Raw genomic sequence first — 22,110 nt, 5'->3', positions numbered from 1 at the left:
CCGAGACGCGATTGGGGAACATGGACGTTGCGCCATGCGTTGGACCCGCATGAAACAGCGCAAGGATGGTTCGCCATGAAGACAAAACTTCTGGTCGCTGCCGCGATGACGGCGGTCGCCTTCACGAGTTCGCTGCCGTTGCTGGCAGAGTCGTCTGCCAACGATATTCCCGCCCATGCTCCGGGCGGCGGCCAAAGCATCGAGCCGGGCAAAGTCGGCCCGGGAAGCGAGAAAAACTCGCAGATCTCGCCGACGTCGCCATCCATACCAATCGACAAGCAGCCGCCGCCGGAAATCAGTTTGCCCGCAAATTCCAGTTCAGGCAGCAGCTCGGGCGAAAAGGGCACTGGTCCCGAAGGCACGTCGCCGCCGCATAATCCGTCGTCGCCGGGCCTGCAGTAATTCTCGAACGCGCGATTCGGAAAGCGCGGCGGACGTTTATTCGCCGATCAGTTTGCAATTGATCTCGACTTGCCCGGCCAACGCCGCATCGCCCTGATAGATGCCGCAGTCGAGCAGGTTGTCCTGGAAAACTTTGCGGCTCGTATAGACGTTGATCAGCAGCATGGGCTTACCCTCAGCCGTTTTGCGGATGTCGCGCTCGGCGATGGAAATCCCGCCCATGTTGACCGCCGTTGTGCCGTTCGGCAAATCGATCGTCTCGTTCGCCAATCCGATCTCTCCATCATCGCCGGCGGCGACACCTGAAGCCGCGCTGCCATAATAAGATGCGGCAACGCGAACGGTTTCGCCCGACGCCGAAAGCTTGTTCGCCGCCGCGCGAGACAACGTCAGTTGGACGACGTATTTCGGAACGACGCGACCGCCCTCTTGCCGCGGAGGCGCGGTGGGTCCAGCAACGCCCGCCGGGACTGCCGGGCAGTTTTGATGCGTCTCAATATCTTTGATGCGCTGGACATCTGCTTCATCCGCAGGCGAAAGCTTGCCATACGGCGCAAAGCAGCCCTTCCCGAACACCGCCAGCGCTTCGGCGCTCGCAAAACAATAGCCGCTGTTCGCGAAGATGCCATTGCGCGCCCGCCAGAGCGCTTCGCATACGTCAGCCGCGTGGGCGCCGGACATGCCAACGCCCGTCATGATGCCGACAATTAGAAAAACGCCTGACGCTCTCTTTGTTGTCAAAAGCCGATGCATCGGGATGCTTTCGTTTGCCTCAATCGCGCAAAAACGACAGAAGCCCACCTCGATCGATTTGCCAAAGGAATTTGACGTTTTGATTAAAAACGCTCGCGCCCGCCGATATCCTGTTTGCCAAAGCTTGAGTTCCCCGTTGCGTCCGAACGCCGAACGGGAGACTGAAACAGAAAGGCAGCAATCCCGAGAGGCAACGAATGTTGAAATCTGTATGCGTCGCTAGCGTCGTCTTGGGGCTCACGGCCCTGGCAACCTCCGCCGAAGCCCATCACCGACATCACCGCCACGAGAAGGACTTCCGGCTCGGCTACCACCGCGCCGGGCCGCCCCACGGCTACCGTTTCGGTTTCGCGACGTATGCGGGCGACCCCTTCGCCCGCGACGACTACTACGATGGCCGGCGCTGCTACTACCTGCACCACCAAGACTTTTGCCGGGGACCTGCGCCGTTAGGCTGGATTCGTTAAGGGCGGTATTAGGGCACGCGCGATGACGCCGGAACGTCCGGCGTCTCGTCTAGCCTAAGACACCCGTCGCCACCAAGCCGGTCTTCACCAGGCAGGCACGCAGACGCTGCGAACGCGATAATCGTAGCCGTTGTCGTAGTAGCAATAGGCCGTCGGGTAAGCCGGATAAACTGGCGCCGGCACGGCATAAACCGGGTAGCGCGGCAGCGCATAGTAGCTGTCGGCTGGGTAGAAGCCGTACGCCGGATAAAATCCCCAACCTTCACGGTATTGCCGGCGGTAAGCGCGCCTGACCTCCCTGGGGCAGCCTCGGAAATCCGGAGCATGATATCCGTACGGATCGAATCCGCACCGGCGATGCGTTGCATCGGCAGCGGACGAGAAAACACCGACGCTCAACGCTGCGGCCAGAGCGCCAATAACGAACCTGTAACCAGACATGGGACGTCTCCCAAACGCATTCACAGCCCCTGCGGGCCGAACAACATTAGGAGACATGTCTTAAATTCAAGAATGCCATGCGAAGTTAGGGTGAACAAAACCTTGTTTTATTCGCCTTCCATCCGGCACCGCCTCCCTACTTCTTGGGCATGGGGGTGAGATTAATTTTGACCGCAAGGTCTTTCATTTCGGCCAAAGATTTCTCGTCGATCTCGATCAGCTTCGGCAATCGCTTCGCCATCTTGTCTTTTAGATCGGCCGGACACCCGGGAGCAAGACTGATCAACTTTTTCGCGACCTCTTCTTTGGCCTTCTTCTCGACGTCGCCAAGGTCCACCGAAGTATCAATGCACTCATATAGGCTCGCGACATACGGCGTCGTCTCGTTGTAAAATTTTTCGAGCTTATCGGCTTCGGCGTTGAAACCGCAGCGCCGCGCCAATTCGATCTGCTGAAACTGATCGGCGACTTGCTCTTTCATCAGCAGCGACGTGCAGCCGAAACCCGATGCGATGCCAGGCTGCTGTCGGCAAACGCCGATTCTGGTGTTTGGCTTTTCGATCTCATTCATCGTGCAGATCGCTTCGGCATTCGATGCGATGAGAGACAGGCCGCTGGCCAGAATAGAGATCAGTCGCACGTTCACGGCGTTTGGTTTCCCCGAATAAGGTGTATGCACTTTCACGAACATCGGAGCCTACCAGAGAGAATGTGGCAGACCGAGTTCCCGATGCCCCAATGTGACTTTATGCGCGATGTCTTGCCTTGGAAAATTTGCGGTTTCCGCGATTGCACGATCGGCTGCCCGACGCTTTTTGTCCAAAGTGTTACGCTGCGGTCACGTTTTGTCTCCCTGCCCAATGCTAGCCTCAATCCGAATCTGTTGTGGGCGAGTACCGCGAGGAAACCGCACAAGAATAGCAGGGCGGCGCAAGCAGACCGCCATTCCGCGCGTATTGCACATCGAGACGTCGTGCACGAACGGGGAGCAACGCCGAGGGCTTTTCTCAAGGGAGAAGCCAACATGGCGAAATTCAAAGTCGTTGTTTGGTGCGATCACTGCCGAAATGATACCGAGGGCTGCTTCAGCGGCGGCACCGAGACGATCGGTAGTTCATTCGAATCGTGGGAAGACGCGCAAAAGGCTGCCGCCGAATATTGCAGTCACCATCCGTATAGCTATCGCGTCGAAGAGGATGACGATTACTAGTCCGCGAGACGCTCGGCTCTCGAACATTTGAGCCCGCCGCGCAAATTGGAAGCAACACCGGCGTTTCGGCCTTACGACAGCCGCCGCCGTTCCGGCCATTTTATTGCGGACTTTGACACGCATTGTGAATTGTTCATGACAGCAGCATTAGGTATCGCTTCTGGCCTCAGCGGGAATAGCGTCGCTGTCGATCAGGTCGGACAAGCGGGACCGAAACCGATCGGCGCGAGGGCGGCGCGATCCTGTAGGCCCTGCCAGTCACATGGCGGGGCCTTCCTGTTTTTAATTCCCGATTGATTTCATCGGCATCGCGCCGGATATCGGCGACCGTCGAGACCGTATCGAACGCCAGCGGCATTCAGATCCATCGCCTGTCTGCGCCGCCATTCAAATCGCACCACAGTCAAGACTGAATTTTTGAAATAAAATGTGTGTTGCGACCACGGCACTCCTATGGTCGGATTGGGGCATAGAAATCGGGCGAACCTCGGGGGTTCTCTCCTAACCATAGACACGTCGTCAACTGAGTTTCTGAAGCGCCCGGCTGCACACGCGGGGCTGCTCTGAAGAGTTGTTGCCGCGCGAGCAAAGTGGAATAAGAGTGATGAGCGTTACCCACCAGTCCGACAATCAAATGCACACGCGGGAAGATGGCCTTCTAACCCTCAGCCTGCTGGGGTCTGTCGTCGCCATAATCTTCATGGGCTGGTGTCTGTTCGACCACGAGCGGCCGAACATGCCACGCGCGACCGTGATGGAAGATGCCGGCACTCCGCGCTGATCGTCGAACGGACGACTGTTACGGGTGATCGCCGTCGTAATGCGCGACATTGGTGATCATCACATACCGCCCCGCGACGAAGGCTATCGCGACGACAATGCAGGCGACAGCGAAGATTTTGACGTGGCGGTGCATGACGCGCTTTTCCATATGAGAGTTGGCGGCGACCACCGATGATGGCTCGCCGAACGAATATCAGCCAAAGCGGTATAACCCGCCCCTGGAATTGTAAGAAGGACGGATTCGATATCGCCTTCAGGCGACCCTTGGTACGCTGCACCAACTCGGACGATCAGCTGGTCACTTCTTCACTAGGCCTTTACCGCATCCAGCCTTGAACTCCTCCCAGTCGATCGCCCCGTTGTGGTCGACGTCTACTTGTTCGAAGCTCGCGATAAAGGGCTTTGCCTTTTCAGGCGTGAGATCAGCTCCTCCAGCCTCTTTCCACGCGACGGCGCAATCGGCGTCGTTCAAGACAGTTTCCGCGTGCGCAGAGGCAGCGAAGGGCAAGGCGGCAGCTGCCGATAATATAATGAGGCAAGTACGCATGAGAATCTCCTCCTCGGATAAGCGGTCAACCGATCCAATGATATTACATGTCCAATATGCGAGAGGAGTTCCGGCGAAGAAATGATCATGCGATTGGGAAACGACCCCCTACGCAATTCCGACAAAGACTTATCACTTTTCCCGCGTGGCTATTCGGTAGGTCGAAAGACGTCCTTTAAAACAGGAATTTCTTCCTGACACCGTTACGTGATCAGCAATGATTGCACTTTGCCGCCATCAATCCGCCGAGCCCTGCCCACCCGGATCTTTGAACCGACTACCGTTCGAAATTCCGAGCACGCCGAAATCCTGCGAGCGCGACCCCTCGTCAGCAGTACCTGTCGGCGTACCCGCTAGACCGCGCTTCAAAAGCTCCCGTACAGCGGCTGCACGGCTGGGAAGGCGATATTTGTACCTAAAATCATCGACGGCGCGCAGCTCGTCGGCCTCAAGCATGATCTGAAGGCGCTCTTCTCTGTTTGCGGCAGTCATCGCGTCCTCCATCGTGAAAATGAACTTCGGAAGCCTAAAATGAGTAAGTGGCTCATACTCTGCAAGAGGCGGATGAAACGCCGAATAGATAATTTTCGTTCCACACGCCTGATAAGCAACATCATGATAGATACGCAGTTGCAGCGTCAACGCATTGATTAATAGCGATTAAGAGATGATGGTCAGATTTTTGGAGCTGACCTATGAACCGTTGTGGCTCGGTAAATTTGGTGACCGCAAAAGCTGAAGTTCAATTGCGTCCCACACCTCGTGTTCTTCTGATTGAAGACAACGCGCTGATCTCAATGGATCTTGAGGAGATTTTGAAAAACTTCGGTTGTCACGTGCTCGGGCCGAGGGTGCGCGTTCAAGATGCCCTCGACGCCATCGAGAGCGAAGATATCGATGTGGCCGTGGTCGACTACATGCTCGAGGATGGCGACGCTGAGCCGATTGCGCGCAAGCTCAATGATAAGGGCATCCCGTTCGCCTTCTGCACCGGAACACCCCAGGCCCATGTCGGTTCACTGTATCCGCACACACCAATCCTCGGAAAGCCATTCAATCCCGAGGATGTATCGACGGTCGTGAATAGTCTGATGGCAAGTCGGCTTGCCAACGCTTGATTCCGATAAGCTGACGATTCAGAAGTTCACGGCGCACATGATCTTCACGTTCCGCCGTCAGGTACTATTTCCTGCAGTTTTATGCGAGCAGCGCTTCCGAAATAAAAACTTCAAGCCGAGAAACGCGTCCGCGAAGGAGTGCCTAGAATCCGCCGCCGGCATCGTGTCGGTTGCGGAACCCTACAGTCCCGTGATCGTTGACCTCCACAACCACACAATGGAGGAAAACATGGCTCTTTGGTCAGACCCGCGCTTTTCCGACACCGAGAAGCGCATGCAGGAACAGCGGGTGGACGACGCTTTTGAGAGAAGCGGAATAGGTCCAGGCTTTATGATGATATTGGGTGCCGCCTTCGGCTTGGTTATTTTGGGTGCCGTCATTGGATTGGGACACCCCTCAACCCCGACGACAGTCGCTGATCAGTCGTTAGATCGGCAGGCACCGGCTCAAATCGCGCGTCCGCTTCCGAGCGTACCAAACGGCCGATAGAACAGACGCCGTTAATGTAATTAATTGAAATCGATGGTGCCGCTTGGGTGACTCGAACACCCGACCCCGTCATTACGAATGACGTGCTCTACCGGCTGAGCTAAAGCGGCATTGGTTCCGGCCGGGGAGAACCGCCCCGGGAAGGCGCGACGGATACTCTGAGCGGCCGGAAATTGCAAGCGCCGCCGACCCGGAAAGCTCGACTGCCGCAGTTACCGCCCGACACCCTCTCCGCCCGGCGTGTATCGTGCCTAGTTGGCGGCCCGATACGTCCGCCGCGCCACCGGCTGCTCCAACTCCAGTTCCGGGGGCTCGGTGCCCGGATCATCGGGTGCTCGCGGAGCGACGAAAACGGAAGGATCGGTCTTTGTCGCCGACGTGCGCTCCTGCGGAAGCGTATTTACGACTGTCACGGCATCGTCGGCACGACGTGGCGAAGGCCCCGCTCCGTTTGCTGCCGCCGGACGCGTCGAGCCATTGCCGCCGGCACTGGCACCCGTAACCGCGGTCGACCCCTTCGACTCTCCAGCGGCGGCTTTCGGCACGACCGGGATGGTGACGGGTTCTGCCGTCACGACATCGGGCCCCGGCTGTTTGCTCTTGGGCTGAGCGGCCTGTTCGTCAGCCCGGTCATCAGCCTTGACCGCAGGCTCGACGACTCTCGCTTCCACCGACACCGGAGCAATAGCGATGAGCTCGTCGATCTTGGCCGCCAGAATTTCACGGCCTGCTCCTTCGGGGGTCTCGACCGGCACGCGCCATTGGAAGGCGTCGAGGCGGCCATCGACCGGCGATATCGGCTCCCAGTGATCTGAAATGACGCCGTCCGCCATCCACGCCGGATCGCGAGCGGCGTTCATCGCCCGCGCCAGCCATTCGCGAACGCGCCCCTTCTCGCCGTTCTCGCCCGCTTCGATACGCGCCATCAACAGCGCGATCCGCTGCGTGAGACGGTCCGCCAAAAGAGGTTCGAGCGCCCGTCGCGCTTCATCGTACATGCGGGCCTCCGTGGCTGTCGTGGCGACCGCGATCGGACTTTCAATGGAATGCGGATTGAGCGCCGCGAGCTGGCGGACGCGATCGAGCCGATCCCGCGTGCTGTCCCCGACGCGGGCGTGCGCGTAAACGGTCGCGAGATCGGGATGAGGTGATTTCGTCCAGGTCTTTTGAATGATCTTCGCGGCTTTTGCAGTGCTGCCGCGCGACGCCAGGATGCGCCCCCCGAGCACCGCAGCCGGCACGAGATCCGGCGCCAAGGCATGCGCTTCAAGCGCCCAGGCGAGCGCCTTGTCCGGCGTATCGTCTTCTGCGTGGACCGCTTTTGCGGTCAACAGCACGGCGCGCTTACGGTCGGCGGCAGACTTCGGCATATGCCCGCTTTTCCGCGCTTGCTCCAGCGTCGAAATCGCGCCGGTCCAATCCTTCTGCTTGCACTGCTGTTCGAAGAGCGCGTTCGACGACCATCCGAGCTTCGGATTGGCCTTGAGCGCCCGCGCCGCGAATTGCCGCGCCGCTTCTCCCGCGCCCTCGCGCTGTGCTTCGAGGAAAAGCCCCCTGAGGCCGAGCTGCTCTGTTTCGGGCGACGCCAGCATGGCTTCATAGATGCGCCGCGCGGCGGCACGGTCGCCGGAAAGTTCAGCAGTCTGCGCCCGCAAAAGCTGGGTCAAAGGCTCGTGCGGCAACGTCTTTCGCGCCTGCAGTGCAAAGCGCGTCGCGAGCGCGCTGTCGCCTGCCCCGACCGCAATCATGCCACCCGAAAGAGCGTCGAGCCCTTTCCGCTGGCGCTGCCGGATAAGGCGATTGCCGATCGCGGCAGGGCTGTTCCAAAGCGCGCGGAACACCGACCACAGAAACACGAGCGTCGCCATGGCGGCGGCGAGCATGACGATGGCCCGGAAGACCGACGTTTCGATGTCATAGCCCTGCCAAACGACTTGCAGCGTCCCAGGCCTGTCCGCAAGCCACGCAAGACCGGCGGCGACGAGGGCGATCGTAAGCAGATAGACGACGAGGCGCACCATGACGCTGACCCTTTATCGATTATGGCGACGGCTTTGCCGATTGCTGGGAGACGCCCGCAATGGAAGTCTTCAATTGAGTATCGAGCTTTGCGAGCGCCGCGTCGACGCTCACCCGCGCCGCGACCTTGTCGAGGAACGGCCGCGCGGCGTCCTGGGCTTTGGGCGAAAGATCTTTCCCCGCTTCCAGAACATCGACGAGGCGCCCTTCGGTCAAAGCGACCTGCATGCGCCCGACGACAGCTTCCGCGCTCTTGTCGTCAGCCTTCAAATCGATGCGCCGGACGCGAACGACAGACTTGGCGCCTGCCCACAGGCGATCGACGATACCAGCGTCATTGGGTTCGGCATCGGCGTCGATGGCCTTATCGGCGGCGGAACGAAAATCCTTCGTCAGCTCCGCGAGGGTTGGAACGCCCGTATCCTGCAGCTTTTCCAGCGGCGACACATCGAATTGCGTACCCGCGACTTTCTTCACATCCGCCAACTGACTCGAGAAATCCTGCCCGCTGTCGAGCGCTCGCCGCAAATTTTGAAGCTCAAGCGCGAGAACGACACGTTGAGCGCTCTCCTTGCGCGCGGTGTCACCCTGGACAACGTCCTGAACGCTCTTTTCGATCGCCGCCGTCCGGTCTTCGAGCGGCTGCACCGCAGCGGTGATATCGGCGGGTTTCGCCGCCGCCATTTTCAGGCTGTCGAATTCGGTCTTGAGGCCCTGAATTTGATCTTGCGCGATCTTCACATCGGCAGCGACATGATCGTTAGCCGTTTTTGCCGCTGCGATTTCTTCCTCGACGCGCACGGCATCGGTCTTCAGTCCGGCGACATCCTTGTCGATCCGCTGCGTACCGGCACGCGCTGCCTCGCTCGCTTCGGTCGCCGACTGAACGCGGCCCTCGACGTCTTTCGCAACGCTTGTCCTAAGCGCGGTAAGCTGCGTCCCGAGGCTTGTTTCAAGATCCGAGACTTTGCCTGTCAGCGCCGCAAGCTGTTCGATGCGAGTGGCATTGGGGTCGTTGACACCGGCATCGGCCATTGCCTTGAGCCGATCTTCGACCTTGCCAAGGCGCTCGATGAGCTGCGGCGCCCCGGCATCCGACGCGGCCGACGCAAGCGCTGCTTTGGTTTCAGCGACGAGACGGGCCTGGCTCTCGATCAGACTCGGAATTTTCTGCGTCGCGTTTTCAAGATTGTCGATGCGCGATTGTATCCCGCTCAGGTCTGGAGCAGGTGGCGCACCACTGTCGTTCTTCTCGATGCTCGCAAGTCGCTGCGAAAGATTGGCGATCTGGTCGTCCGAGGTACCCTGCAATTCAAGCTGAGGCAACGCCCACAGCACGGCGCCAAACGACAGCGCTCCGCCGACGATGCCCGCAGCGAGATGGCTGAAAATGCCACCTCGTCTCTGCACGACGATCTTCGGTTCTTCGCTCTTTGCCGCGCTGGCCGTGTATCCCGACGACGCGCTTGCCTTGTCGTTCTTGCCCAGACCCGATCCCCGATCCGACCCCTGGCCCGATTGCGCTGACGCCGCGCTCTTTTCCGGGCTAACGTCATCCGCATAGGATCGCGCCGCGGCCGGGCGCGGAACATCGCCGCTTACGGCGGCGCTCGAACTCGAAGCTGCCGCGCTGCCCTTGGCCGCCACGTTGACCTCGGTTGCTTTCAGGTCAAGCGTCGCATAGGGCCGCTTGGCTGCGCCACTACTCGATCCTGCACCCGATTTCTCATCTGCCATCGGAGCCTAAACCTCCCTACGAAACTCGCGTATGCCATCCGGTCCCGGTTAATAATCCGGGGTGTTTCAGGCGAAATTTTATCTATTGAGAAGGCTCTGTTGCCGGGGGCGACCAGCCAGTCTTTTACGCGCCTTGTTACTCCGCTTTCGAACTTGCCGCGAGACGTTTTACGAGCGCAAGCATTTCTTCGACGTTGGGGTGTGAAGCAACCCAGATGTTATCGGCTTTTACCGACTGGCCCAAGGCCTGCCCCACGCGCTCGGACAGACACAGAAATGCTAATCCAGAAAGTTGTACCGGCGGCGACAGAGCGGCGACGAGCCGCGCCCAGATCCGCGCTGTCCGCGGCGACATCAGCGTGACGGCATCGATGCCGCCCGTTTGAAGCGCTTTAATGACCTCCGCCGGCAGTGTTTCTGCCGCAACTGCCCGATAAGCGAGAACTGCCTCGATGTTAACGCCACTTTCGGCCAACGCCGCCTCAAGGTCGAACGCGAGAACGTCCCCTCTGAGGTAAATCAGACGCCCGCCCAAGGGCCTGTTCGCCGCCAGCACCGGCACGAGATCCTCGGCCCGCCCCGCTCCCTCGATAATCTGTTTGAACCCCATCTTCTGGGCGGCCGCCGCTGTTCCCGGACCGACGACATAAATCGGCAGGTCGACCGCCGACGGCAGCGCCGGGGAAGCAGCGAGCGCCGACAAGGCGTTACGGCTTGTCACGATTAGGGCCGCTGCACCGTCAAGCACGTCCGCCGCAATGTCCCTTGCGACGACCTCGAAAAGCGGCGCCAGCATCACCCGGCACCCGAACTCCTCAAGACGCGACTTGAACGGCTCGGCATCTCGAACGGGACGCGTTACGACGACGTGCATCAGACACTCGAGCGGACGAGAAGAGCCGGATCGGCAATACTTAGAATTTCGTCGGCAGCCGAAAGCCCGAGGTCGCGGGCATCTCCGACCTTGCCGCTGCGGGAAACGTCGTAGCACGTGACGCCGTCGGGCGAGAGCAATTGCCCGCGAAAATGCAATTCACCGTCTTTGATGCTGCCATATCCCGCGATCGGCGTCCGGCACGACCCTTCGAGCCGCGCCAGAAACGCCCGCTCGGCCGCAACGGCCCATGCCGTTGTCATGTCGTTCAAGGCCGAAACGATCGCCGCCGAGATTTCGTCGCCCTCCCGAATTTCGAGCCCGATAACGCCTTGCGCGACGGCGGGCAGCATGTGCTCGATCGAAACCGGCGACGTGATGCGGTCTTGAAGTCCGAGCCGTTTCAGCCCGGCGACCGCAAGGAAGGTTGCTTCCGCCACGCCATCTTCGAGTTTGCGCAAGCGCGTCTGCACGTTGCCGCGAAAATCGACGACGCGCAGATCCGGACGAGCATGCAACACCTGCGATTTCCGGCGCAGCGACGACGTTCCGACCACCGCGTTCGGCGGCAGCGTTGCAAACGTCTCATGCCGAAGCGAAATGAACGCGTCGCGCGGATCTTCACGCGGCAGCAACGCGCCGATAACCAGCCCATCCGGAAGAACCGTCTGCATGTCCTTCATCGAATGCACGGCGACGTCGATCTCGTTCGCATGCAGCGCTTCTTCGATCTCCTTCGTGAACAGCCCCTTACCGCCGATTTCAGACAGCGGCCGGTCGAGCACACGGTCGCCCGTGGTTTTGATGACATGGATGGTTACCGCCTCGTCGGCGAGGCCGTGGGCGGCAATGATCCTGTCTTTCACTTCATGCGCCTGGGCGAGGGCCAAAGGCGAGCCTCGGGTCCCGATGCGGATGCGGGTCGCTTGCAAAGAGGTTTCTCCGGATGCTAGGCGGGGCGCTCGGGCCTGGATGCCGATCTATGAATGCCGGTAATTCGGGCGACAGGTATGCTCCAAAGAGGCGCGGATTCCAACCTCGCGCCCCTAACTTCCAAGTAAGTTCCTGAACAGATGGCTGAGCCTCCCGATTTTGTGGCCCCTTCCGCACTCGTTCTCGGCATCGAGACAAGCTGCGACGAGACCGCCGCTGCCGTCGTCGCCCGCGACGCGGACGGCAAAGGTCGAATTTTGTCGAATATCGTCCTGTCTCAATTCGACAAGCATGCGATTTATGGCGGCGTCGTGCCGGAAATCGCCGCCCGCGCCCATGCCGAAAGCCTCGACTATCTCGTCACGACGGCCCTCGATAAGGCTGGCGCGACATTGAATGACCTTTCCGGAATTGCAGCTGCGACCGGCCCCGGCCTCATCGGTGGGCTTATCGTCGGCGCAACCACCGCCAAGGCCCTGGCGCTCGCGACTGGGCGGCCGTTTCTCGCCGTCAACCATCTTGAGGCGCACGCCCTGACCGTCGGCCTGACCGACAATATCCGGCCGCCCTACCTGATGCTTCTCGTATCCGGCGGGCATACGCAATTACTGCTGGTCGAGGATGTCGGCCGCTACCGCCGCCTCGCAACAACGATCGACGACGCATTGGGCGAAGCCTTCGACAAAACCGCTAAGCTGCTCGGCTTGCCGATGCCCGGCGGTCCGTCTGTCGAAAAGGCCGCGCTGCACGGCAGCGGCACCCGCTTCAACCTGCCGCGCCCGATGAAAGGCCGTGAAGATCCACACTTTTCATTCGCCGGATTGAAGACAGCGGTCAGGCACGCGGCAATGCAGAACGCCCCGCTTTCCGACCAAGACGTCTCCGATCTTTGCGCGTCGTTTCAGGCCGCCGTATGCGACAGCGTCAGCGACCGCGTCCGCTTGGTCATGCGGACCGTCCTTCCGCGCTTCCCGAACACCGGCCATCGGCCATTCGTCGTTGCGGGTGGCGTCGCCGCCAACAAAGCTCTGCGGGCCGCCCTTGTAGATGTCGCGAGCCAATACGACTTCTCGTTTCACGCTCCGCCGTTCGAACTATGCGGTGACAACGGTGTCATGATTGCCTGGACAGGAGCCGAACGTCTGGCACGCGGAATTGCCGATCCGCTCGACGCTCCGGCGAGGCCGCGATGGCCGCTCGATGCTGAAGCGCCAAAGGCAATCGGCGCGGGCGTCAAAGCCTAGTTTGCGTGCAAGTCAAAATGCCGTGCTAAATGGAATGAAGGACAGTCTCGGGGGCTGATTTGCAAATACGTTCGGTCAGTGTTGTGGGTGGCGGCGCGTGGGGGACAGCCCTCGCGCAGACGCTATCTCACGGCGGTGCCTCCGTCATGCTTTGGGCGCGCGAGCCCGAAATCGTCGATGATATCAATGCGCGCCACGTCAATCGCACGTTCCTGCCGGGCGTCGATCTCAATCCTTCAATACGTGCAACCAAAGACCTATCCGACGTCGCGCACGCCGACGCCATTCTCATGGTTGTTCCCGCCCAACATGTCCGCGACGTGATGATCAAGCTCTCGAAGCAAATCGCGCCGGAAACGCCGGTCATCATTTGCGCGAAAGGCATCGAGCAATCGACTGGACGATTCCTGGGAGACGTCCTCGAAGAAGTCGCGCCCCACGTCTTGCGCGTCGTGCTTTCGGGACCGAGCTTTGCGGTCGACGTCGCGCGCGGGCTGCCGTCGGCGCTGACGCTCGCTTGCCGCAATGAAACCGTCGGCCGCGCTCTCACGACAGCACTTTCCTCCCGCCAGATGCGCCTTTATTGGTCGAACGACGTGCTCGGCGCGGAACTCGGTGGCGCCGTCAAAAACGTGCTCGCCATCGCCGCTGGCATCGTGGCTGGACGCGGCCTCGGCGCGAGTGCCCACGCCGCCGTCGTCACACGAGGATTTGCCGAGTTGCGCCGTTTCGGCGAAGCTATGGGCGCGCGCCCTGAAACGCTTCTCGGACTTTCCGGGCTTGGCGATCTCATCCTGACGTGCGGCAGCCCGCAATCGCGGAACATGTCGCTTGGCCGCGCCCTGGGCGAAGGCCGCAGTCTCGCCGAGATACTCGGTGCGCGCGCTGCCGTGACCGAGGGAATCTATACCTGCAAGGCGCTCGTCCGCCTCGCCAACGATCACAGCGTCGACATGCCGATTGCGGAAGCCGTCAACGGTATCATCGAAGGACGGCTATTGGTCGACGAAGCGATTACGACCCTGATGCAGCGGCCTTTGAAAGCTGAAGATTGAGCGCCGCGCGATCGACCTTCCAGACGTGATAGATCGAGTGCGGATTGGGAAGCGTCTGGGGCACGAGAAAACCCGGAGCTTTACCGTCGATCAGATCGGCTTTTAGCGTACCCGTCCACTTCGGATCCTTTGCGTCCGGCGCATCGAGCCCATCGCAAATCGCAACATAGTCGACGTTCTCTTGCTTCAGAACAGCGGCGGCGCTTTTTTGATCATGTGCCGAGAAAATCTCGTAATTGGCAATGATTGCGTTCGCGATCCTGTGATATGGCGCCGCCAAAGCCCGATGATGCGTATTCGCCGCGATGAACGGCCCGACGTTAATGTGCGCCGCCACAAGCCCCGCCGGCAGCGCCGCCAAATCGCGAATGGATCCGGGCTTGGAGCAGGCAAGCACATCTGTCCTTGTTTCCTCCGTCGAGATTTCCGGCGCGCCAAACATCCCATTTATGCTCGTCGATAGCGTGGTCAGCGTCGTCTGATTGAGCAAAATTACCGCGCCGAGCCGCACTGTCGTCGCGCCGATCTCCCCGACCGTTCCTAGACGGCTGAAAACGACGGCCATCGGCACGATGCTCAGAAAGCATGCGTAAGCCGTATACTTATACTGCCAGCACGCGAGCCCGATGAGCGATCCGAGCATCGCCAGTAGAAAAAGATCGGATGCACTCCGGCTTGCTCTCACCTGATAAACTTGCGACGAAAGCGCAATGCCATAGAGAAGCAGTAGAACGAGCGGTTGCCCAAATTTACGCTGGAACAATTGTTCGATGAAGCTGGCGTTCTCTGCAACTTTATTGAGCCAAATATCGAGCACCAGCGCCGGCAACTGCCCCTTCGGCCCCGCGAGACACTTAGGCTCGAGCGCCCCGAAAATCACAATGCCGACCGCCGCGAATGCAGCGATCGAAGCAATACGCCTGCCGATCGTCCAATCCCGCCCCGGTCCGACCGCGACGAGCAGACCCCCGACGCCGCAAGTCACCAGCGCAACCATGTTAAGAGAGATGGCGTCGCACCGGATATCCATCCAGCGCGACGGCGGAATGGTTCCGACGAATGCAGCCGCGAACACAAGCGCCAACGCGACCGCGAATGCAGCCGCGCTCTTCTCGACCCGGCGATCGAAGAGGGCCCACGCAGTCGCGAATATTCCGAGCCCGACCGCCGGGGCCAACGCCTCGTAGCCGACGGCCAGCGCCAACCCGGCGAGTACGCCGGCGACGCGCCAAATATCCGCACGCTGCGGATAGGCCCACATCAACGTTGTGGCGCCGATGATCGTCGCCATCATCGCATTATGATGGTCGATCCGTCCGACCGCGAATTGATACCACCCGAGCGGGGTTAGTGCTGCGAGCAGAAGCACCAGACGTCCAGCGGCTTTCCCGCCCACATGCGACGTCGTCTTGAAGAGCATCCACAAGAGAGCGGCGAGCAGCGACAGCGGCCACACCGTATGGACCAGCCGCTCTGCATCCGCCACGGGCATGAAAAGATTGAAAGTCGCGATCAATATCGCGATCGGCAGATCGATCAATCGCGACCAGTGTGACAGCATCCCGGCATCGCCGCCGAGTTTCATCGTGGTGGTGTCGAACCAATTCCACGACGCCATGAGTTCGCGCACTTGAATAAGTCGCGTGGCATCGTCCGGATCGCCATAGGTGCCGTAAACGCCCACGCCCGCGACGCCCCAGCTGCGAACGCCGATATAAACCAGGACGAGCAACCACCAGACCCAATTTGGCACGTCCAGAAGGCGGGAAGCAAACCCTCGTTCGCCCGAAGCTCTTAAGGTTTCGGAATACATAAGCTGGTCCCCGGAAAGATGCCAAAGCTTATCCGCAGCGCATTAGGGGACCGTAAACTTCAGTCGGCGGCGTCCGAAAAGCCGCATTAAATTTTTCATGGGTCTTTCGTCGAATTCTTCCTAAATGTCAGCCTTTATTTACCCACCCCACTTACGCTCCCGCCCAAGGCGCATGCTGCTCGAAATAGTGGCCGTGTCGCGAATGCCCCATTTCCTCAAGTGCTCGTAGGCGTAGGCGTATTTCATGTCGCATAGCGAAGTGTTCGTCATTGGTGCCGGTCCCGCTGGTCTCACCGCATCCTATCTTTTGACGAAACAGGGGATCGCGACAACGGTCATCGAGGCAGACCCGCATTATGTCGGCGGCATCAGCAGAACGGTGAACTACAAGGACTTCCTTTTCGACATTGGCGGCCATCGCTTCTTCTCGAAGTCGAAAGAAGTCGTCGATCTTTGGAAGGAAATCCTGCCGCAGGATTTCATCAGCCGTCCGCGCATGAGCCGCATCTATTACGATGGCAAATACTATTCTTATCCGCTCAAGGCCTTCGAGGCGCTCGGCAACCTCGGCCTGATCGAAAGCGGAATGTGCGTGCTCTCATTCATGTATAAGCAGGCCTTCCCGAACGAGAAACCCGAGACGTTTCACGACTGGGTCTCCAACCAATTCGGCGAGCGCCTGTTCTCGATTTTCTTCAAAACCTACACCGAAAAGGTGTGGGGCATGAGCTGCGACGAAATCTCAGCCGACTGGGCGGCTCAGCGCATTAAGGGTCTCGATCTTTGGTCGGCGATGGCCAACGCCCTGCGCAATTCCATCAAGCCGAAAGGCGTTAAAGACGGAACCGCCGCGAACGATGGCGAAGTCATCAAGACGCTGATCGAAAGCTTCGAATACCCGCGCAAAGGTCCCGGCATGATGTGGGACGCCGCCGCTAAAAAAACGCGCGCGCAAGGCGGCAAGATCCATATGGGCACCGAGCTCTCAAGCCTCAGCTACGATGCCAAGCAAGCGCTGTGGACCATCAAGGCACGCACGCCGTCGGGCGATCTCGCGACTTTCACGGCACGCCACGTCATTTCGTCTGCGCCGATCCGCGAACTCATGCATTCACTGTCCGACGCGCCGGAATGCCTGACCGCCGCCGACAAGCTGCGCTATCGCGACTTCATCACCGTCGCCCTCGTCGTCAACAAGCCGGACCTCTTCCCCGACAATTGGATTTACATCCACGAACCGAGCGTGAAGGTCGGCCGCATCCAGAATTTCCGCTCGTGGTCGCCTGAAATGGTGCCGGACAGCAATCACGCTTGCCTCGGGCTTGAATACTTCTGCTTCGAAGGCGATGGCCTGTGGTCTGCTTCCGATAAAGATCTTCTCGCGCTGGCCCGCAAGGAGCTCGCGATCATCGGCCTCGCCTCCGAAGACGAATGCGTCGACGGTTGCGTCGTGCGCCAGAAGAAAGCCTATCCGGTCTACGACGACGGCTACAAGCGCAACGTCGAATCCATTCGCTCCGAACTTGCCGACAAGTATCCGACTCTGCATCTCGTTGGCCGCAACGGCATGCACAAGTACAACAATCAAGACCACGCGATGATGACCTCTATGCTAACGGTCAAGAACATCGTCGCGGGCGAAATGCTCTACGATATCTGGAACGTCAACGAAGACGCCGAATACCACGAGGCCGGCGGTTCGGGTGCGGAGGAAGCGTTGAAGAGCGTGCGCATGGTTCCAACCAAACTTCGCAAGGCGAGCTGATCGAATGCGGCTCGCGGCCACCAAAGATTTGGCGATCGCAGCGAACGACAACGTCTCGCATAAGGCGGTCGCCCTCGTTCCGCAGTTTTCGCGCTATTCCGTCGCGAGCGTCGTTGCCCTAGCGACGGATTTCACAGTGTATGGCGCTCTGTGCGCGCTCGCCGTTAACGCTCCGGTAGCAGGTATCATCGGATACACGATCGGAATGATTGTACACTACGCATTGTCCTCCACGTTTGTCTTCGACGTCGCCCACGCGCAGAAACCTGCGGCGCGCCGCGCGCTGGAATTCGCCGCATCCGGATTGCTCGGCCTGATACTTACAGGCCTTGTGATCACGGTCCTCACGAACCATTTCGCCGCATCGCCCGTCGCAGCCAAGATCGCCGCCGTGGCCGTGAGTTTCCTCGCCGTGTTTATGGTTCGGCGCTCGATCGTGTTCGCAGCGATCTCCGGCAAAAACATTTCGGACGCTGGGCTCGTTTACTCAAAAGCAGGGTCTTGCGACTAACGTCGGATTTAGCAAGTCGTACTCCCAAAGACTGGCAGCTCGACGAATAGATTTCAAAGTTGTCTCGCGTCTGAACCTCCGCATCCTCGGGTGCGGAGGTTCTGCTTTTTTGCACGCTTGAGATCGTCGCCGTTCCACGCTAGGCACATTGGTCTTCTGGAACGCTCAATCTCATGCACACTTGGCTCTTCAAATCTGAACCCGACGTTTTTTCCTGGAACGACCTCGTCACTCGCGGGCCGAAAGGCGAAGCTTGGGACGGTGTCCGAAATTACCAGGCCCGCAACAATATGCGCGCCATGAAAGTCGGCGATCTCGGATTTTTCTACCATTCCAACGAAGGCAAAGAGATCGTTGGCATCGTGCGCGTCATCGCGCTCGCGCACCCCGAAGCAAAGGACGAAACCGGCAAATGGGAGTGCGTCGACGTCGCAGCCGTCATACCGGTTCCACACCCCGTCAGCCTCGACGACGCCAAGGCGAACCCGGAACTCTCGGACATGGTCCTCGTTAACAATTCTCGTTTGTCGGTCCAACCGGTCGGCGCCGACGAGTGGAAAGTCGTCTGCAAAATGGGCGGCGTCGACCTGAAGAAACTCAAGGGCTCATGAGCGGCGGCAAGCTCGATCTAACCGACGCCCGCGACGCTGAGCGTTTCGTCCTCGAAAATACCAAACCGATCGCTCCGCCACTTGTGCCGGAGATCACGCTGTGGCTTGCCGAAGAATCGTTGCCCATTTGGCAAAAAACCGAGGACGAACTTGGAGAGCTGAACGTGCCGCCACCCTTCTGGGCCTTCGCCTGGGCCGGCGGACAAGCCGTCAGCCGGTACCTCCTCGATCATCCGGAGATTTGCCGGGGACGGCCTACCCTCGACCTCGGCTGCGGCTCTGGGATCGCAGCGATTGCCGCCGCCAAGTGCGGCGCCCCCCATGTGCTCGCCGCCGACATCGACCGGCTGGCGCTCGCCGCCTGCGCCCTGAATGCCGTGGCGAACTCGGTAAAGCTCGAAACCACAGATCGCGATTTGCTGTCGGCGCCTCCTCCCAAGGCGGGGGTCGTGATCGTCGGAGACCTCTTTTACGAACGGGAGCTGGCCAGCCGGGTAGTGGGTTTTATCGACAGAGCGAAAGACCAAGGATGTTCCGTCTACATCGGAGACCCCCGCCGTAGTTACTTTCCGGAAGGAAAGTTTACGCGGCTCGCCGAATACGAGGTACCAGTAACCCGTGAGCTTGAGGACTTCGAGATCAGGCGGACGACGGTCTGGCGCGCCTGAGCAATCCTTGCGGCGGTGCGGGATTGATCTTGATCATTTTTGAACTGACCCCCGGCGCTCCACCATCGAGCATGTTGTAGAGCGGGGCTCGTCGCAGCATAATAGGCGAAAATGGCCGCAACTCAGACGGCCAAACGGAGGTGCGCTCGATGTCCGACAAAATTTACGCCGTTCCCCCCCAATGGGCGGAGCGGGCTTATATCAATTCAGACTCCTATGACGCGATGTATCAGCGGTCGGTTCGCGACCCCGAGGGCTTCTGGTCGGAGGCGGGCAAGCGCCTGCACTGGATCACGCCCTACACACGGGCCAAGAATACCAGCTTCGCACCCGGCAATGTCGACATTCGCTGGTTCGAAGACGGTACACTCAACGTGTCCGCCAACTGCATCGACCGCCACGTCGAGCAACGCGGCGACAAAGTCGCGATCATCTGGGAAGGCGACAATCCCAACGAAAGCGAGTCGATCACCTACCGTCAGCTCCATGAGCGCGTGCAGCGTTTCGCCAACGTCCTGAAGAAGCACGGCGTCAAACGCGGCGACCGCGTCACCATCTACTTGCCGATGATTCCCGAAGCCGCTTACGCCATGCTCGCGTGTACGCGTATCGGCGCCATCCATTCGATCGTGTTCGGCGGCTTCTCGCCCGACAGCCTCCAGAACCGCATTGAAGACGCGGATTCCAAGCTCATCATCACGGCCGACGAAGGCCTCCGGGGCGGCAAGCCTGTCGCCCTGAAGAAGAATGCCGACGCCGCGCTCCTGAAATGCAAAGGCGACGAGAAACTTCTCGTCGTGCGCCGCACCGGCAATCCCATATCATGGACTCCGGGACGCGATTTCTGGCTGCACGAGGAACTCGTCACGGTCCCGGCTGAGTGCGAGCCGGAAGAAATGCGCGCCGAGGATCCGCTGTTCGTCCTTTATACGTCAGGCTCGACCGGGAAGCCGAAAGGCGTCGTGCATACGACAGGCGGCTATCTCGTCTACGCCTCGATGACGCATCAATACATCTTCGATTACCGCGACGACGACATCTACTGGTGTACGGCGGACGTCGGCTGGGTCACCGGACACAGCTACATCGTCTACGGTCCGCTCGCGAACGGCGGGACGACGCTGATGTTCGAGGGCATCCCGACCTATCCTTCGGCCTCGCGGTTCTGGGACGTCGTGGACAAGTGGAAGGTCTCGATCTTCTACACCGCGCCAACCGCCATTCGCTCGCTCATGGGCGCAGGCAACGCTCTCGTCGAGAAATCAAGCCGCGCATCGCTGCGGCTGCTGGGCTCCGTTGGCGAACCCATCAACCCCGAAGCCTGGGAGTGGTATCACAACGTCGTCGGCGAAGGCCGCTGCCCGATCGTCGATACCTGGTGGCAGACAGAAACCGGCGGCATCCTGATCTCGCCGCTTCCGGGCGCCACGGCTTTGAAGCCCGGCTCCGCGACGAAGCCGTTCTTCGGCGTTCAGCCCGCTCTCGTCGACGAGAAGGGCAAAATTCTCGAAGGCGATACCCAGGGTAACCTCGTCATCCTCGATAGCTGGCCGGGCCAATCCCGCACCATCTACGGTGACCACGATCGCTTCGTGCAGACGTACTTTTCGGCCTACCCCGGAACGTATTTCACTGGCGACGGCTGCCGTCGCGATGCCGACGGCTATTACTGGATTACCGGACGCGTCGATGACGTCATCAATGTTTCGGGCCACCGCATGGGCACAGCCGAAGTCGAAAGCGCGCTCGTCTCCCATCCGAAGGTCGCCGAAGCGGCCGTCGTCGGTTTCCCCCACGATCTCAAAGGCCAAGGCATCTATTGCTATGTCACGCTCAACAGCGGCGAGAACGGCGACGACGCACTGAAGAAGGATCTCGTTGCGCATGTGCGCAAGGAAATCGGCCCGATTGCATCGCCCGATCTCATCCAGTTCTCTCCAGGACTGCCGAAAACGCGCTCGGGCAAGATCATGCGGCGCATCCTCCGCAAAATCGCGGAAGATGACTTCGGCGCCTTGGGAGATACGTCGACCCTCGCCGATCCCGCCGTCGTTGACGATCTGATCACCAACCGTCAGAACCGCCGCGCGATCTGATCGTTAAGGCTATCGAGTCTTACTGGGCGTCCGCACTTTGCGGCGCCCAGCTTGTCGTTGACGCGGCAGGAACCGCGATCTCGTTAATCCCGCATAGGCGGCTAACCGTCATCTCGACGGTGCCTCTGGCTTCGACCACCACAGACGAAGCTGCACGGTCGATACCAACGTAAGGTGTGTCAACTGTCCCAACTTGACGAGCGAACGTCACATCCTTGTCGAAATGAGACACTGCGATCGCCCTGATCTCGGCATCGGAACGAGCGCCCTCACGCATGGCCTTCATGCCGGCTTCCGACGCTGACCTGACGGCCGTTTCGATCCCCTCGCGCATGTTGGCAACGCGCGCATAATCGACCGCCGCGCCCGCCGCCAGCAGCAGGACGACGATCATCATTAGGAAAACAACAAAGACTGAATGTTGTTCACCGCGCTCGAAAGGTAGAACGCCAGCTGTCCGTCGCCTGAGCATCTGTCCCTCCTTGAAACACCCCACATCTTTACGACTGCGGCCATGCAACTCGGATGCCGGACGTGCGGCTTTCAGAGCACCGACAATCCGTCGAATGCATT

Annotated in this window: 25 protein-coding genes and 1 tRNA gene; 13 read left to right on the top strand and 13 right to left on the bottom strand. The window is 59.9% G+C overall.

Going from position 1 to position 22,110, the window contains the following annotated elements; genetic code table 11:
• Positions 1-75 precede the first annotated feature (75 nt).
• On the top strand, positions 76-402 hold the full coding sequence (locus WC811_RS13640) for a hypothetical protein (RefSeq protein ID WP_372645440.1): 327 nt from the start codon (positions 76-78) through the stop codon (positions 400-402).
• 36 nt (positions 403-438) lie between these two features.
• Here the strand turns inward: WC811_RS13640 and WC811_RS13635 are convergent, their stop codons facing one another.
• Positions 439-1,155, bottom strand: a complete 717-nt coding sequence (locus WC811_RS13635) for a YARHG domain-containing protein (RefSeq protein ID WP_372645438.1) — start codon at positions 1,153-1,155, stop codon at positions 439-441.
• A 197-nt stretch (positions 1,156-1,352) separates the two neighbouring features.
• Between WC811_RS13635 and WC811_RS13630 the strand changes: the two genes are divergently transcribed.
• Positions 1,353-1,622 (top strand): hypothetical protein, encoded by a 270-nt coding sequence (locus WC811_RS13630; protein WP_372645435.1) that lies wholly within the window; start codon positions 1,353-1,355, stop codon positions 1,620-1,622.
• Positions 1,623-1,706: 84 nt separating this feature from the next.
• Here WC811_RS13630 and WC811_RS13625 read toward each other — a convergent pair whose 3' ends face one another.
• Positions 1,707-2,063 (bottom strand): hypothetical protein, encoded by a 357-nt coding sequence (locus WC811_RS13625; RefSeq protein ID WP_372645433.1) that lies wholly within the window; start codon positions 2,061-2,063, stop codon positions 1,707-1,709.
• Between the two features lie 136 nt (positions 2,064-2,199).
• Positions 2,200-2,709, bottom strand: a complete 510-nt coding sequence (locus WC811_RS13620; protein ID WP_372645431.1) for a hypothetical protein — start codon at positions 2,707-2,709, stop codon at positions 2,200-2,202.
• Positions 2,710-2,772: 63 nt separating this feature from the next.
• On the opposite strand from WC811_RS13620, the gene WC811_RS13615 reads away from it, so the two are divergent.
• Both WC811_RS13615 and WC811_RS13610 read left to right on the top strand, forming a co-directional pair.
• Positions 2,773-3,273 carry a hypothetical protein gene (locus tag WC811_RS13615; RefSeq protein ID WP_372645429.1) on the top strand — a complete coding sequence of 167 codons (501 nt, stop codon included), beginning with the start codon at positions 2,773-2,775 and terminating at the stop codon, positions 3,271-3,273.
• 604 nt (positions 3,274-3,877) lie between these two features.
• Positions 3,878-4,054, top strand: coding sequence for a hypothetical protein (locus WC811_RS13610; RefSeq protein WP_372645426.1), 177 nt, complete (start codon positions 3,878-3,880; stop codon positions 4,052-4,054).
• 18 nt (positions 4,055-4,072) lie between these two features.
• Here the strand turns inward: WC811_RS13610 and WC811_RS13605 are convergent, their stop codons facing one another.
• The 3 genes from WC811_RS13605 to WC811_RS13595 all read right to left on the bottom strand — a co-directional run bounded on the left by WC811_RS13605 (position 4,073) and on the right by WC811_RS13595 (position 5,095).
• A complete protein-coding gene (locus WC811_RS13605; RefSeq protein WP_372645424.1) occupies positions 4,073-4,225 on the bottom strand; it encodes a hypothetical protein in 153 nt (50 codons plus the stop codon).
• Positions 4,226-4,354: 129 nt separating this feature from the next.
• Positions 4,355-4,603: an EF-hand domain-containing protein gene (locus WC811_RS13600; RefSeq protein ID WP_372645422.1), complete on the bottom strand. Its 249-nt coding sequence runs from the start codon at positions 4,601-4,603 to the stop codon at positions 4,355-4,357.
• A gap of 237 nt (positions 4,604-4,840) precedes the next feature.
• A complete protein-coding gene (locus WC811_RS13595; protein WP_372645420.1) occupies positions 4,841-5,095 on the bottom strand; it encodes a hypothetical protein in 255 nt (84 codons plus the stop codon).
• A gap of 230 nt (positions 5,096-5,325) precedes the next feature.
• Between WC811_RS13595 and WC811_RS13590 the strand changes: the two genes are divergently transcribed.
• Both WC811_RS13590 and WC811_RS13585 read left to right on the top strand, forming a co-directional pair.
• Entirely contained in the window at positions 5,326-5,721 is a 396-nt protein-coding gene (locus tag WC811_RS13590; RefSeq protein WP_372645418.1) for a hypothetical protein, read from the top strand.
• The gene (locus WC811_RS13585; protein WP_372645416.1) at positions 5,708-6,211 is read left to right on the top strand and encodes a hypothetical protein; all 504 of its coding nucleotides are present in this window, start codon (positions 5,708-5,710) and stop codon (positions 6,209-6,211) included. Before WC811_RS13590 ends, WC811_RS13585 begins: the two co-directional genes overlap by 14 nt.
• A 34-nt stretch (positions 6,212-6,245) precedes the next feature.
• Here the strand turns inward: WC811_RS13585 and WC811_RS13580 are convergent.
• The 5 genes from WC811_RS13580 to hemC all read right to left on the bottom strand — a co-directional run bounded on the left by WC811_RS13580 (position 6,246) and on the right by hemC (position 11,773).
• Positions 6,246-6,321: transfer RNA gene (locus WC811_RS13580), tRNA-Thr, on the bottom strand.
• 141 nt (positions 6,322-6,462) lie between these two features.
• The gene (locus WC811_RS13575; protein WP_372645414.1) at positions 6,463-8,232 is read right to left on the bottom strand and encodes a heme biosynthesis protein HemY; all 1,770 of its coding nucleotides are present in this window, start codon (positions 8,230-8,232) and stop codon (positions 6,463-6,465) included.
• 19 nt (positions 8,233-8,251) lie between these two features.
• Positions 8,252-9,967, bottom strand: coding sequence for a hypothetical protein (locus WC811_RS13570; protein ID WP_372645412.1), 1,716 nt, complete (start codon positions 9,965-9,967; stop codon positions 8,252-8,254).
• A gap of 136 nt (positions 9,968-10,103) precedes the next feature.
• The gene (locus WC811_RS13565; protein WP_372645410.1) at positions 10,104-10,841 is read right to left on the bottom strand and encodes a uroporphyrinogen-III synthase; all 738 of its coding nucleotides are present in this window, start codon (positions 10,839-10,841) and stop codon (positions 10,104-10,106) included.
• Complete coding sequence (hemC, locus tag WC811_RS13560) at positions 10,841-11,773, bottom strand: hydroxymethylbilane synthase (RefSeq protein WP_372645408.1); 933 nt, start codon at positions 11,771-11,773, stop codon at positions 10,841-10,843. The genes WC811_RS13565 and hemC overlap by 1 nt, the downstream gene beginning before the upstream one ends.
• A gap of 141 nt (positions 11,774-11,914) precedes the next feature.
• Here hemC and tsaD point away from each other — a divergent pair, with 141 nt between their 5' ends.
• Together tsaD and WC811_RS13550 are read left to right on the top strand one after the other, a co-directional pair.
• Positions 11,915-13,018, top strand: a complete 1,104-nt coding sequence (gene tsaD / locus WC811_RS13555; RefSeq protein WP_372645406.1) for a tRNA (adenosine(37)-N6)-threonylcarbamoyltransferase complex transferase subunit TsaD — start codon at positions 11,915-11,917, stop codon at positions 13,016-13,018.
• 59 nt (positions 13,019-13,077) lie between these two features.
• Positions 13,078-14,073, top strand: coding sequence for an NAD(P)H-dependent glycerol-3-phosphate dehydrogenase (locus tag WC811_RS13550; protein WP_372645404.1), 996 nt, complete (start codon positions 13,078-13,080; stop codon positions 14,071-14,073).
• Here the strand turns inward: WC811_RS13550 and WC811_RS13545 are convergent.
• Entirely contained in the window at positions 14,033-15,886 is a 1,854-nt protein-coding gene (locus tag WC811_RS13545) for a hypothetical protein (protein ID WP_372645402.1), read from the bottom strand. The two genes, WC811_RS13550 and WC811_RS13545, sit on opposite strands and share 41 nt — an antisense overlap.
• Positions 15,887-16,130: 244 nt before the next feature.
• Between WC811_RS13545 and WC811_RS13540 the strand changes: the two genes are divergently transcribed.
• From WC811_RS13540 to acs, 5 genes are all read left to right on the top strand, one after another.
• Complete coding sequence (locus tag WC811_RS13540; RefSeq protein ID WP_372645400.1) at positions 16,131-17,651, top strand: NAD(P)/FAD-dependent oxidoreductase; 1,521 nt, start codon at positions 16,131-16,133, stop codon at positions 17,649-17,651.
• A 4-nt stretch (positions 17,652-17,655) separates the two neighbouring features.
• On the top strand, positions 17,656-18,162 hold the full coding sequence (locus WC811_RS13535; RefSeq protein WP_372645398.1) for a GtrA family protein: 507 nt from the start codon (positions 17,656-17,658) through the stop codon (positions 18,160-18,162).
• Between the two features lie 173 nt (positions 18,163-18,335).
• Positions 18,336-18,773 carry an EVE domain-containing protein gene (locus WC811_RS13530; RefSeq protein WP_372645396.1) on the top strand — a complete coding sequence of 146 codons (438 nt, stop codon included), beginning with the start codon at positions 18,336-18,338 and terminating at the stop codon, positions 18,771-18,773.
• Entirely contained in the window at positions 18,770-19,441 is a 672-nt protein-coding gene (locus WC811_RS13525; protein WP_372645394.1) for a methyltransferase, read from the top strand. The genes WC811_RS13530 and WC811_RS13525 overlap by 4 nt, the downstream gene beginning before the upstream one ends.
• Before the next feature lie 149 nt (positions 19,442-19,590).
• Complete coding sequence (gene acs / locus WC811_RS13520) at positions 19,591-21,537, top strand: acetate--CoA ligase (RefSeq protein ID WP_372645391.1); 1,947 nt, start codon at positions 19,591-19,593, stop codon at positions 21,535-21,537.
• Between the two features lie 19 nt (positions 21,538-21,556).
• On the opposite strand, the gene WC811_RS13515 is transcribed toward acs, so the two are convergent.
• Entirely contained in the window at positions 21,557-22,009 is a 453-nt protein-coding gene (locus tag WC811_RS13515) for a hypothetical protein (RefSeq protein WP_372645389.1), read from the bottom strand.
• Positions 22,010-22,110 lie beyond the last annotated feature (101 nt).

This window comes from Hyphomicrobium sp., from assembly GCF_041659645.1.
GTDB lineage: Bacteria > Pseudomonadota > Alphaproteobacteria > Rhizobiales > Hyphomicrobiaceae > Hyphomicrobium_B.
The sequence above is the reverse complement of the archived record's forward strand: the minus strand, read 5'-3'. Positions and strand labels throughout refer to the sequence as shown.